Below are 12,767 nucleotides of genomic sequence, written 5' to 3'. Positions count from 1 at the left end.
GCTCCTGATAGTAGATAAAAAAGAAAGGGCGGACAAAGTCCGCCCAAGTGGAGGTGAGCGGAGTCGAACCGCTGTCCAAACATGATATTCAAACGCTTTCTACATGTTTATTTCCGAATTGTTTGTCGGCACTGCACAGGAACGGAACAAACCAATGCAATACTTAGCTGGATGGTCTTAAGCAAGGGTCACAGCCTTCCCTTGCAGCAACCTTTATTTGTTTTGAGTCGGCGGCGGCACTTGGTAAAAGGCAAACCTGTGCGGCGGCCCTAATGACTACTTAATCACTGATTAGGCAGCCATGGCAAAGTTAGATTCGCCATTTAGAGTTTGGGTATTCAGATTTACGAGCTAATTATCCAACGCTCGACATGCTTACACGCTCAAAGATCTATGCTGTCAAAGCCAAACACCCCCAAAGGAAGTTGATAAGGCACAAGCCGGATATAAGATTTATCCTGACCCGAACTGCGAAAATAGCGAAAATGACACCAACAGACGGTTTTGTTTTTCTTAAAATTGGTGCGCCGCCAAGTAGTAAATAGCAGCAAGTGTCAAACAGGCTTTAAGTAGCAATTGCTGTAAATAAAACTGCCACCCTTTTAAGAGATGGCAGTTTCATTTACAAGCTTCGACAAAGTTTATACAAGGTTTACCTGATCAACCGCCAGATGTCCAGGCCAAAGGCATAAAGCATCAGGCCCAGCAGCAACACCATACCCGCCATCTGGGCATATTCCATGAATTTGTCGCTGGGTTTGCGGCCGGTAATCATTTCGGCAAGTGTAAACAGCGCATGGCCACCATCCAGTGCCGGAATGGGCAGGATATTCATGAATGCCAGGATAATGGAAAATAGTGCAGTCATGGTCCAGAAACGCTGCCAGTCCCAGGCGCCTCCAAAGGTCTTACCAATGGAAATCACCGAGCCCAGGTTGTCGCTCACCTTATGCTCTTTAGAAGTAAACAGGAGGCGAATGCCATTTACATACTCACCCAGCCGCTCTACGCCATAGTTGGCACCTGCAGGAATGGCTTCCACAAAAGAATAATCTTTCTTTTCTGTTGCAAACAATTTAGCGGGACCAACGGGAAAGAATCCAATTGACCCATCTTCTTTTACGGTAACGCCTACCCGGGCAGTGTCGGTGCCGCGCAGCACGCTGAGCGTAATGGGCTTGCCCTTGTACTGCAATTTTGTTTCGTTGAAGTCGTCGAAGTAACCTGTGGGCTGACCGTTCAGGGCTACAATACGGTCACCCTTTTTCAACTCGCCGGAATTCGTTTTTATTTCACTGCTTACGCTGTCAACGATAATAGGAATACGGGGGGTAACAAAACCGCGCAACTGGTTTTTGGTAAGCTGCCTTACCGTGCCTTCAGGAAAATGTACCGTGGTATCTGCGCCATTGCGGTTTACCGTAAGCTGTACGGCTTCGCTGTATGCCAAGTCCTTCATAAAATCTCCGTAGTACTGTACCGGCTTACCATTGAGTGCCTTGATCTGATCGCCATCACGGAGGCCAACAGCTGTTGCCAGCGAATCGGTTGCAATGCCGTATTTCAGGCTTTGCATGGGTAAACGTTCCTCGCCCCAAACAAAAAGGATCATGGCAAAAAGCACCAGTGCCAGGATGAAGTTGACGGTAACACCTCCCAGCATGATGATGAGGCGCTGCCAGGCCGGTTTGCTCCTGAACTCCCAGGATTCTGCGGGCCGGTTCAATTGCTCCTTGTCCATGCTCTCGTCAATCATCCCCGAGATCTTTACATAACCGCCAAGGGGCACCCATCCCAAACCATACTCGGTTTCGCCCACCTTCTTTTTCCAAAGCGAAAACCAGGGATTGAAAAACAGATAGAACTTTTCTACGCGGCAGCCGAACCATTTAGCCGGCAGAAAATGCCCCAGTTCGTGCAGCACTACCAGGATAGAAAAGGAAAGAATGAATTGGCCCACATTGGCAAAAAAAGCCGACCAGTTTACAGCTAATAAAACCATAGTTTCTTGATGCCCTGCGGGTGGCAGGGGTGAATATCTTAGTTAGAATAAGGGTTCAGGCAAACCTTTGCAAACAAAACATTAATCACTGCGATAGCAGTAGTTATTGTATTTGTAGCTTTTATGGGCGCCTGCCTTGCAATTTAAGCTTAGGTACCATAGGAATTGGAGGTGCGCGGCTTTACACCCGGGCTTTAACCCAGATTTAAGGAGCCTCAGAGCTGGATCAGGTCCGCAGCGTAGTTGCGGGCTTCACCATCGCTTTCATAATACTCCTCCAGCGAAGGCTGCTGCAGAAAGCTCACTTTTTCCATGGTCTTCTCAATTACATCGGTCATTTCCAGGAACCCGATCTTGTTGCGCAGAAAGGCATACACCGCTATCTCGTTGGCCGCGTTCATGATACAGGGAAGGTTGCCGCCTTTGTTGAGTGCCTCCATGGCTAGGGCCAGGTTGCGGAAGGTGCGTACATCGGGCTCTTCAAAAGTGAGGGTGCGGGTTTTACGGAAATCCAAGCGCGGAAAGTCGTTGGCAACACGCCGTGGGAAAGCCATCGCGTACTGAATGGGCAGCTTCATATCGGGGAGCCCCATTTGTGCCTTGATGCTGCCGTCCTGGAACTGCACCATGCTGTGGATGATGCTTTGGGGATGGATCACCACCTCAATCTGGTCGGGCTGCAGGTTGAAGAGCCATTTGGCCTCGATCATTTCAAGGCCCTTGTTCATCAGGGTAGCCGAGTCAATGGTGATCTTGGCACCCATGCTCCAGTTGGGATGCTGGAGGGCATGGTCGCGGCGCACATTGACCAGGAAGTTTGGCTTTTTCCCTAAAAAAGGCCCACCCGATGCCGTCAGGATGATCTTTTCAATGGGATTGCGCACCTCGCCTACCAGGCATTGGAAAATGGCCGAGTGTTCCGAATCTACCGGGATCACGGGCACCCGCTTTTCGTAAGCGGTGCGCATTACAATATCGCCGGCTACCACCAGGGTTTCCTTATTGGCCAGGGCAATAGGCTTGCCGGCATTCAGGGCATTCAGGGTAGGCTTCAGCCCTGCATAGCCTACAATGGCTGCCAGCATCAGGTCGTAGCAGTCCATGCTGGCCACTTCTTCCAATGCCTTTTCGCCTGCAAAAACCTTGGCATCGGTATTTTTCAAAGCATCGCGCACTTCGGCATAGCGGTTATCATCGCCAATAACAACAATATTGGGTTGAAACTTCAAAGCCTGCTCAATGAGCAGTTCGGCATTGCTGTTGGCAGTAAGCACCTCGGCGGTGAACAGGCCTAAATTGGCCTCAATCACCTCAAGCGCCTGTGTACCTATGGAGCCGGTGGAACCAAATATGGCGATGCGTTTTGTTGATCCGGATTGATTCATGATTAGTAGCGCAAAGTAAGGGAAGTTTGAGTTAGGGGTTGGGAGTTTGGGGTTAGGAGTTAAACAACACCCAACCCCAAACACCCAACTCCAAACCTACATAGTCCAAGGTTTCAGTTCATCCGCAATCTTGCGGTCATTGCTCAGGCGGGGCACTTTGTTCTGACCACCCAACTTACCGATCGATTTCATGTAATCGATAAATCCGTTTTTGCGTACTACCGAAATCCGGAGCGGCAGCAGGATACTGCCACGAATAAGGTCGTCGTAGTAAATATTTTTCTGGCGGAGGTTTTCATTTACGCTGTCGGCAAAGGCCTGCAGGTTGGCCGGCACCTCGTCAAATTCAATAAACCATTCGTGGTAGCTCTTGCCCTTGCCCTGCTCAACCATGGGCGCCACTGTAAATTCGGTGATCTGAACGCCTTGATCGCGGGCTGCCTTCAGCAGGCTATGTTCTACCTCCTCGCCTATCACATGTTCGCCAAAAGCGGATATAAAGTGTTTGATGCGGCCCGATACCACAATGCGGTAAGGATCTACCGACACAAACTTGATGGTATCGCCAATATTGTACCCCCACAGGCCTGCATTGCTGTTGATGATGAGGGCGTAGTTCTCGCCCACTTTTACATCGCGCAGCGAAAGCCGGGTTGGGTTTTCGTTGAAAATTTCTCCTGCCGGAACAAACTCGAAGAAGATGCCACTGTCGGTATTGAGCAAAAGTCCTTCGCCATCCTGGGTATCCTGGAAAGCAAAAAAGCCTTCCGAAGCCGGGAAGGTTTCGATGGCATCCACCTTACGGCCGATGGTTTCAAAAAGGCGTGCGGAGTAAGGCTGAAAGTTTACTCCGCCATGTACCAGCACGGAGAAGTTGGGAAATAACTGGCCAACCTTTTTTCCGGAGCGCTCTGCCAACCGGTCGAAATACATCTGCATCCATGGCGGAATGCCGCTTATAAGCCGCATGTCCTTGCTGATGGTTTCTTCAATGATTTTATCCAGCTTGGTTTCCCAGTCTTCAATACAATTGGTAGGGTAACTGGGAAGCTGGTTGGTACGCAGGTAGCTGGGAATATGATGGTTAACAATACCACTCAGGCGGCCTGTTGGTATATCGGCAATGCGCTCCAGTTCGGGCGAGCCGGACAAAAAGATCATTTTGCCATCGGCAAAACTGCTGTTGCCGGTTTCGGCCATATAGCAAAGCAGGGCATTACGGGCCGAATTGATATGGTTGGGAATAGAATCCTTGGTGATGGGTATATATTTGACGCCGCTGGTAGTACCCGATGTTTTGGCAAAATAAATGGGCTTGCCTTTCCATAGGATATTGTGCTTGCCTTCTTTTACCTTGTTGATATAAGGTTTGATCTGCTCGTAATCGCGTATTGGCACAGCCTGTCTGAACTCGTTGTGGCTATGCAGCGAACCAAAGTTGTGGTCTTTGCCAAACTCGGTTTGGGCAGCGGCGGCAAGGAGTTTTTTCAATATGGCCTCCTGGTCAGCCACGGCAGTATGCATGCTTTTGCGGATATGCGCATGCACATAATAAGCCAGCGGCTTGGCCAGCAATGATTTAACCTTCATTTCATTCTTTAGTTGGGTTGCAAGGTAAGCGATTTGGGATTTCAGAAAAGGGATGCCGATTTCGGAATTGGGATTTGGGATGGCGGTTCAGGCCGGCCCGAAAGAAGCCGTAAAGGTGGCCGCAAAATGCGCTGGCTGCGGCGTGTTTAACTACATTTGCCGCAACCGGCAAAGGCGGATTCCATTTCGGCGTTTCCAAACCCTAAACTTACCACCGCCAAGAATTTCCTAAAAACAACATTTTGTTGGTAGGTTTCAAACTTTCCTGTACTTTTGCCGTCCTAATTTTTGAACCGTTATGTTCGCAGTAGTAAAAATAGCCGGCCAGCAGTTTAAGGTGGAAAAAGACCAGACTTTGTACGTGCCTCACGTAGGTGGCAACGCTGGTGACAAAATAGAATTTTCTGACGTATTGCTGGCTGATGCCGACGGCAACCTGTCCGTAGGCAACGCTGTAAGCGTGAAAGTACAGGCCGAAATCCTTGACCATGTTCAGGGCGATAAAGTAATTGCTTACAAGCAAAAACGTCGTAAAGGTTTCCGTAAGAAGAAAGGTCACCGCACCCTCTTCAGCAGAATCCGCATTGCTGATATTGCTTAATTGTTGTAACGGCTGCAAGACACAAACATCTTGCTGTTGTACCAACTATCCACTATTAACTCAGAACTAATAAACTCCACATACCATGGCACACAAGAAAGGTGAAGGTAGTGTAAAGAACGGCCGCGACTCGCAAAGCAAGCGTCTGGGCGTTAAAATCTTTGGCGGTCAACCCGCTGTTAATGGCAACATTCTCGTACGTCAGCGTGGTACTGTTTACCATCCTGGTAAAAACGTAGGCGTAGGTAAAGACTGGACCCTGTTCGCTCTTACCGATGGCACAGTTGAATTCCGCAAAGGAAGAAACGATCGCACTTACGTTTCGGTTACACCTGCTGTTACTGCTTGAGTAGCTGCCTTCGTGGCATGATGGTTGCAAAAAACTTTTCCGGATAGAAATAGTTAAACTATTTTTACCCGGAAAAGTTTTTTTTCTAACCATTAAATTCTACTCATTATGGCAACTGCAAAAAAGGCTGCGGCTAAGAAAGCTGCACCCGCAAAAAAAGCTACGGCTAAGAAGGCTGCTGCTCCTGCAAAGAAAGCCGCCGCTAAGAAAACCGTAGCTAAAAAAGCTGCTCCCGCCAAGAAAGCCGCTGCTAAGAAGACGGTAGCCAAAAAGGCTGCTGCTCCTGCTAAAAAAGCTGCTGCTAAAAAGACCGTAGCCAAAAAAGCTGCCCCTGTAAAGAAGGCCGCCGCTAAGAAAGCTGCGCCTGCTAAAAAGGCAGTAGCAAAAAAGGCTGCTCCCGCTAAGAAAGCCACTGCTGCTAAAGCAAAGGCTGGAAAGGGTTCGAAGTAATTACTTCAATGATCTTTTTTATAAAGTCCTGGCTTCGGCCGGGACTTTTTTTTTACTGGTGAAGAACAGGGCTTACAATATCTGTGTGCGCTGCTTGATAGCACAATGCTTTCAGAATTATCCGGGTCATATACACCAATGGAAGCTTGCATTCCAACATCCGAAATCCCCTTGTCCTATCTTCGCTGCATGGATAACTACGCGATCGCAGAACAGTTTTCGCTGTTGGCAAAACTGATGGACATACATGGGGAGAATGCATTCAAATCAAAGAGCTATGCGTCGGCAGCCTTTACCATCGAGAAGCTAAAGGTAGACCTTTCTGCAATTGAACCAAAGCAACTGTTTGCCATCAAAGGCATTGGCGAAAGCGTAGGCCAGAAAATCGTCCAGCTGCTGCAAACAGGCGAGATGGATGTGCTGAAAGAACTGATCCAGCAAACACCTGCAGGCGTGCTGGAGATGATGAACATCAAAGGACTGGGACCCAAAAAGATCAACACGCTTTGGAAGGACCTCCATATCAGCACCATTGAAGCATTGGAAGCAGCCTGTGCCAGCAACAATATTGCTACGCAAAAAGGCTTTGGCGTCAAAACACAGGAAAAGATCCTGGGCTCTATCAACTTTATTAAGGAAAGTAAGGGTAAGTTCCTTTATGCCCAAACGGAGGCTTTTATGGAAGCCTTTACGCTTAAATTGAAAGAAGCATTTCCTGCAGCCCAGGTAGAACCTACCGGAGCTTACCGCCGCCAACTTGAAGTGATCGACCAACTGGAGTGGGTAGTTACCATAGATAAGGACGAACTACGCTCCCACCTGCAACGAATGGGGTTGCGACTGCAGGAAGATACCGGGACGAAACTGGTGATGCAAACAGAAGAGGGTTTTGTGCTTTCGTTTCACCAGGCAACTAACGACAACTTCGGCACCATTCTTTTTCAAACCAGCAGCAGTACAGAGTTCCTGGAAGCGTGGCAAGCAGCACATGGCTTAGATGCACAAGCTTCCGAAACTACCATCTTTGAAGCATCACAAAAACCTTTTATACCAGCTTATTTGCGGGAACGCAAAAGCATCATTGAACAAACCAATTTTGATGCTTCCGGATTGTTACAAACCAGCCAGATCAAAGGACTGATCCATTCGCACAGCAACTGGAGCGATGGCGCACATACTTTGGAAGAGATGGCCCATGAACTCATTCGGCGTGGGTTTGAATACCTCGTTATTTCCGATCACAGCAAGGCAGCATTTTATGCCAATGGGCTGAGCGAAGAACGCATCAAACAGCAACACAAACTGATTGATGACCTGAATAAACAACTGGCGCCATTCCGGATTTTTAAAAGCATTGAATGTGATATCCTTGCTGACGGCACCATGGACTATAGCGATGAGGTGCTGGCCTCCTTCGACCTGGTGATTGCCAGCATCCACAGCAACCTGGACATGGAAGAAGACAAAGCCATGCAAAGGCTGATGGGCGCCATTACCAACCCGCATGTTCACATCATGGGCCACCTCACCGGTCGCAGGCTCCTGCGCCGCCCCTCCTATCCTATTGATCATAAAGCCATCATTGATGCCTGTGCTGCCCACCATGTGGCCATTGAAATTAACGCTGCGCCTGAACGGCTGGACATGGACTGGCGCTGGATTGCATATGCACTTGAAAAAGGCGTATTGCTTTCGGTAAATCCCGATGCGCACTCCTTGGACGATTTTGCCAATATCAAATATGGCGTGCTCGTAGCTCAGAAAGGAGGACTCACTGCGGCAAACAATATCAGTTCGTTTAGCAGGGCTAAATTTGAAGCCTGGCTGGGGAAGTGAGTGGTGAATGATAAGTGATGAGTAATCAGTAATCAGACATAGGCAACTCCACAAAGAAAGTAGTTCCTGCACCTTCGCCTGTTTCAAACCAGATGCGGCCACCGGCTTGCTCTACAATGCCCTTGCTCATGGCAAGTCCCAAACCGGTACCTGAACTCTTGGTAGTAAAATTGGGTACAAAGATTTTGTCCTGCATCCCCACCGGGATGCCCTCGCCATTGTCTTTTACGCGAATCAATATTTTATTTTCTTCCAGAGCTTCTTCCAGTTTGATGATGCATTCCTCATTGCTGTTGCAGGCTTCCACCGCATTTGAAAAGAGGTTGGCAAAAAGGCGGTTGATATGCGTCTTGTCGGCATCTATCCAAACAGGTGCGGGTACAGGTCGCCACAGCAATTTGAGCTTTGGATTGGCACGGTACAACTGCACTACCGATTCCAACACATCGTGCAGGTCAAAACGCTCTACCTGCTGGTTGCCAATATTGGCAAAGCGCGAGAAATCGGCTGCGATCTTCGACAGGTGATCGATCTGTTCTACCAGGGTACCGGCTACCCGTTCGGTTAGCTCCTGTACATTGGGCTGGTCGCTGTTGATGGCTTTTTGCAGGTACTGGATGCTAAGCTTCATGGGGGTTAGCGGGTTCTTGATTTCATGGGCCACCTGCCGTGCCATCTCACGCCAGGCCCCTTCCCTTTCGCTTTTGGCAAGTGCAGCCGCAGAAGCTTCCAACTGGTGCACCATCTTGTTGTATTGCACCACCAGTTCACCTATTTCGTCCTTGCGGTTCCAAACAATTTCTTCGTTGGTTCGCCCTAGCTGTATTGCACGCATCTTATCACCAATAACTGAAAATGACCGCGTGATGCGGTTGGTGATGAACAAAGCGATGATACCGGATATCAGGAAGATAAAAGCATTAAGGTTGATGATGGTCACCAGGAAGTTTGAAATCTCCTGTTGCAGGTCTATTTGCGAAGTGAAGTAAGGAATGTTGAGGTAAGCCAAAACTTCGCCGCTTTCGGGTTCCTGAACGGCTGCATAATAACTGAGGTATTTCAGTTCGCTGATATCTTCCTCTTGTACAAACTGCGCCTGCCGCATCCGGTTGAGGTGATAAAAAGCAAGCGGCTGCATCTTCGTACTGAGCACACCTCGTTTGTACACTTCTTCAATAGAGCTGTAGCGCAACTCGCCCTGCACATCATACAGGTTTACATCCAAAAAATGGATTTGTGCCACTTCGTTTACCAATCGTTGCAGGTCTTGCGATGCCGCCGAATCGCCCACGGTAAATGCATTCTGCAGGCTACCCAGGTTGCGGATACGGTTTTGCATTTCGCGCATCACAATGCCCGAAGTACGGCTGATCTTATCGATGTTATTCCGGTTGTACCGCTGAACGAAAAAAGTAATGGTGGCGGCACCAATAATTAAAAATGACAACAGGCTCACAAAGATGATGGTACCATGTACCTGCGAGCGGATGCTGATTTCCGAAAAAAGAGAAACGATTTTCCAGCCATAGGCTGCACGGAGCAGCAAGGCCAACAGGTGCAGCAGGGCCACCATAAAGAGGAAGGAACAAAAGAGGTAAGAAAACAGGGTGATGCTCTCCAGGAAACGGTCACGCTTTTTGGTAATCACCACGATCTTGGTACCGCTTACCTTGTACCACAATTCATCATACTCGCCATTGCTACGGGTTTCAAAAGATTGCGTGGGCACATCCCTGTAGGTAAGCGAAGTTTTAAAGGGATACTTAGTTTGTTGCGATTGCAGGATGCCTTTTTGATAAACAGCATAGGCATAAACCGGTGAGCTCTCGATATCGTTGCGGCCAACATTGCTGAACAACTCGGGCAAAAAGGTTTCGCCGGTGAAATTAGTGGGCGTACTGACGATAAACACCGTGCCTACATTGCGGCCCGAATCCTGCACCTCCCGCTTGGTAAGATAAATCACCTGGTCGTAGGAAGGTTCGTGGTAATACAGGTTGGTGATCTGTGTGGGCTTGCTCCGGTTGGTATATACATTGTTCAGTTCGGCAAAAGTTTTCCCGTCATCATTAAACAGTCCGTTTTGAGCCGAATCAAACACATACAGCTGGGTAGCATAAGCCTTCAGGTAGGTGGTAAAAGAGTTCTCCCTGGTGATGCTGTCCCGCAGCAACCTGTTAGACGCGGGCTGGCGAAAGCGGTCAAAATTTTTGAGGAAGAACTCGTTGTCCAGGTAAATAAGGCCGATGCTTAAAGTACGTTCCTGCGAGGGGTCGGACTTTTGGTCTTGCTGCTCGGCAAGTTTGGTTTTCCATTGCTCCTCCTTTATCCTGTTTTCCTGCAACACAATCAGTGAAAGCGATGCTGAAAACACAAAGATCCAAAACAACACTCCTGCAAGCGTAATGCGGAACCGGTTGATGATAAATTGCTGCTGGCATACCAGGAAAGTGTAAACCAGGAGCCATAACAAAACCGGTATCTGGAACAGCACGATGGGATTGCCCGTAAGCAGGCTTAAATAAAGCAGCCCCGCAAGCCCGATGATAAAGTAGATAAGGTAAAAGCGCTTTTCGAATGCCGGGAATATAAAGCGAAAAAGCAGGCGTGAAAAATAGTAATAACCCAAGCTAAGGAGCGCCAGCACCACAAAGCCTACAACGGTAAAACTGTCCAAAGTAAAAAAATCGTTTACCTGGAAAGAAATCGTTGAATCCGACACCAAGGTTCTTACCACATCGGCCATTTGAAAGGTGGCCAGTATCAATACAAAGAGTGCAAGTCCGCCCGCAAAATATTTCCGTTTGCCATGCAGCCAGCCGGGCAAATGCTTGACCGCACCTGTCTGGTACCATGCAAATAGTACCATCCAACAAAACACGGCAGCATTGAGCAAGAGATCGCCTAAAGTGGGATGGAGCCAGTTGGAGCCATACACCCCGGGACTAAAAAGCCGGAACTGCTGGACATGGAAAAATTCGGGCAGTAAAAACACCAGTACCCTTAACACCAGCAAGCTCCCCACCAGCAGGCCCACCCCGCGCAGGGCGCCCTTGCGGCGTACCACGCCTTCTGCTATCAGGTGCAGGTAAATGGCAAATAAGAGCAGGGCCGTCATCCGAAGTAAAAAACTAAGCGTATCGGCTGATGGAGTAGGCGTATAGGGTTTGCGCAGGATGTAGAACAGCGGCTTTTTGTCGAGGCTGGCCACTGCGAATGGCGTTTGCTCCATGCTCAGGTTGATCTTTTGATGAGCATGCTCGTCGTGGGCAAAACGGGTAGTAAGATAGCGGGAACGGTTGTTGTGGAGGTAGTAAATGGGAATGAGTGCATAAGCCTGCACCCTGTTGGTCATGCCGGGTAGCTGCAGGTTTTGTTTGCGCACCACGTAATACCCGTTGGAAAAGCGCTGGAAAAAAACGCCTTCCGGTGCTTTCAGGGCCTGGCTATCCGGCATCACCTGGTTGCTGTTCCAAAAAATGAGGTCCTGGCCAAAAAGGGTTTCGGCATAAAGGTATATGCCATACTTCCGGGCGGTCAGTTGCTCAAAGTTCTTGAACGGTTCATTTTGCTGCACCAGGCGTCGCAGCATGGGAGTGTCTGTCAGGAATTTGTTGAAGTCGGCTTCCTGGCGGTGCAGGTAGCGCTCCAGGGCCTTTTCTTCCAGGTTGGCCACGGGCGATGAGCGGAACAGGAATCCGGTGACAAAAGAAATCCCCAGCAACAGCAGGGCCGAAAGCAGCAGGCTGTGTTTGGGGATCAGCTTTCTAAAGTTGGGTGCAGTCAATCTTTTTGGCGTTTGATCTCGTTCCAGATGTCGTCCATTTCCGCAAGACTCAGTTCGTTCAGGGGCTTACCGCGTTTATTGGCGAGGGCTTCCATCAGGGAAAAGCGGTGGATGAATTTCTTATTGGTGACTTCGAGGGCGTTTTCGGCGTCCACTTTCAAAAATCGTGCAAAGTTTACCAACGAAAACAACAGGTCCCCAAACTCCTCTTCTACTTTAACAGGGTCCTCACTTTCGATGGCTTCCTGGAGTTCAGCTTCTTCCTCTTTTACCTTTTCCCACACCTGGTCTTTGTTTTCCCATTCAAAGCCTACCTGCTTTGCTTTTTCCTGAAGGCGCATGGCCTTGATCAGGGCGGGTGCAGTTTTGGGTACGCCGCTCAGCACCGATTTCTTGCCTTCCTGTAACTTGATCTGCTCCCAGTTGCGTTTTACATCTTCATCGTTTTCCACTTTTACATCGCCGTAAATATGTGGATGTCTTGCAATCAGTTTTTCACATACACCATTGATCACATCATCGAGGGTAAACTGCCCCTGCTCGGTGCCTATTTTGGAGTAAAACAACAGGTGCAGCATCAGGTCGCCCAGTTCTTCGCGGATGCCCTGCCAGTCGCTTTCGGTAATGGCATCCGTCAGTTCGTAGGTTTCCTCAAGGGTCATCTGCCGCAGGGTATGAATGGTTTGCTTCCGGTCCCAGGGGCACTGCTCGCGCAGTTCGTTCATGATGGTTACCAAGCGCTCGAAGGTTCCGCTTTGGGTTTGCAT

General features: G+C 49.0%; 9 protein-coding genes and 1 other RNA gene. 4 read left to right on the top strand and 6 right to left on the bottom strand.

What is annotated here, in order from left to right; translation table 11 throughout:
* Positions 1-45: 45 nt before the first annotated feature.
* The 4 genes from ssrA to BUE76_RS10450 all read right to left on the bottom strand — a co-directional run bounded on the left by ssrA (position 46) and on the right by BUE76_RS10450 (position 4,977).
* Positions 46-417, bottom strand: a transfer-messenger RNA (tmRNA) gene (gene ssrA, locus BUE76_RS10465).
* Positions 418-652: 235 nt separating this feature from the next.
* Complete coding sequence (gene rseP / locus BUE76_RS10460) at positions 653-2,002, bottom strand: RIP metalloprotease RseP (RefSeq protein WP_073045901.1); 1,350 nt, start codon at positions 2,000-2,002, stop codon at positions 653-655.
* 215 nt (positions 2,003-2,217) lie between these two features.
* Complete coding sequence (locus BUE76_RS10455) at positions 2,218-3,387, bottom strand: 1-deoxy-D-xylulose-5-phosphate reductoisomerase (protein WP_073045898.1); 1,170 nt, start codon at positions 3,385-3,387, stop codon at positions 2,218-2,220.
* A 96-nt stretch (positions 3,388-3,483) separates the two neighbouring features.
* Positions 3,484-4,977: a GH3 auxin-responsive promoter family protein gene (locus tag BUE76_RS10450; RefSeq protein ID WP_073045895.1), complete on the bottom strand. Its 1,494-nt coding sequence runs from the start codon at positions 4,975-4,977 to the stop codon at positions 3,484-3,486.
* A 298-nt stretch (positions 4,978-5,275) separates the two neighbouring features.
* On the opposite strand from BUE76_RS10450, the gene rplU reads away from it, so the two are divergent.
* The 4 genes from rplU (at position 5,276) to BUE76_RS10430 (ending at position 8,213) form a co-directional block, all read left to right on the top strand.
* Positions 5,276-5,578, top strand: coding sequence for a 50S ribosomal protein L21 (rplU, locus tag BUE76_RS10445; protein ID WP_073045893.1), 303 nt, complete (start codon positions 5,276-5,278; stop codon positions 5,576-5,578).
* An 85-nt stretch (positions 5,579-5,663) separates the two neighbouring features.
* Positions 5,664-5,927, top strand: coding sequence for a 50S ribosomal protein L27 (gene rpmA, locus BUE76_RS10440; protein WP_073045890.1), 264 nt, complete (start codon positions 5,664-5,666; stop codon positions 5,925-5,927).
* A 108-nt stretch (positions 5,928-6,035) separates the two neighbouring features.
* Positions 6,036-6,377 (top strand): hypothetical protein, encoded by a 342-nt coding sequence (locus BUE76_RS10435; RefSeq protein ID WP_178371843.1) that lies wholly within the window; start codon positions 6,036-6,038, stop codon positions 6,375-6,377.
* A 189-nt stretch (positions 6,378-6,566) separates the two neighbouring features.
* Positions 6,567-8,213: a DNA polymerase/3'-5' exonuclease PolX gene (locus BUE76_RS10430; protein WP_073045887.1), complete on the top strand. Its 1,647-nt coding sequence runs from the start codon at positions 6,567-6,569 to the stop codon at positions 8,211-8,213.
* Between the two features lie 25 nt (positions 8,214-8,238).
* On the opposite strand, the gene BUE76_RS10425 is transcribed toward BUE76_RS10430, so the two are convergent.
* A complete protein-coding gene (locus BUE76_RS10425; protein ID WP_083596635.1) occupies positions 8,239-12,000 on the bottom strand; it encodes a sensor histidine kinase in 3,762 nt (1,253 codons plus the stop codon).
* Positions 11,997-12,767: a nucleoside triphosphate pyrophosphohydrolase gene (gene mazG / locus BUE76_RS10420; protein WP_073045885.1), complete on the bottom strand. Its 771-nt coding sequence runs from the start codon at positions 12,765-12,767 to the stop codon at positions 11,997-11,999. The genes BUE76_RS10425 and mazG overlap by 4 nt, the downstream gene beginning before the upstream one ends.

This window comes from Cnuella takakiae, assembly GCF_001953305.1.
Classification (GTDB): domain Bacteria; phylum Bacteroidota; class Bacteroidia; order Chitinophagales; family Chitinophagaceae; genus Flavisolibacter; species Flavisolibacter takakiae.
Note: the sequence above shows the minus strand (reverse complement) of the source record. Positions and strands in the feature narration are given on the sequence as shown.

Bases quoted from the DNA above. Each gene is read 5' to 3' on its own strand.
- BUE76_RS10450 (WP_073045895.1), bottom strand. From the start codon at position 4,977: ATGAAGGTTAAATCATTGCTGGCCAAGCCGCTGGCTTATTATGTGCAT.
- BUE76_RS10430 (WP_073045887.1), top strand. From the start codon at position 6,567: ATGGATAACTACGCGATCGCAGAACAGTTTTCGCTGTTGGCAAAACTG.
- mazG (WP_073045885.1), bottom strand. From the start codon at position 12,767: ATGCAAACCCAAAGCGGAACCTTCGAGCGCTTGGTAACCATCATGAAC.
- BUE76_RS10435 (WP_178371843.1), top strand. From the start codon at position 6,036: ATGGCAACTGCAAAAAAGGCTGCGGCTAAGAAAGCTGCACCCGCAAAA.
- rseP (WP_073045901.1), bottom strand. From the start codon at position 2,002: ATGGTTTTATTAGCTGTAAACTGGTCGGCTTTTTTTGCCAATGTGGGC.
- rplU (WP_073045893.1), top strand. From the start codon at position 5,276: ATGTTCGCAGTAGTAAAAATAGCCGGCCAGCAGTTTAAGGTGGAAAAA.
- rpmA (WP_073045890.1), top strand. From the start codon at position 5,664: ATGGCACACAAGAAAGGTGAAGGTAGTGTAAAGAACGGCCGCGACTCG.
- BUE76_RS10455 (WP_073045898.1), bottom strand. From the start codon at position 3,387: ATGAATCAATCCGGATCAACAAAACGCATCGCCATATTTGGTTCCACC.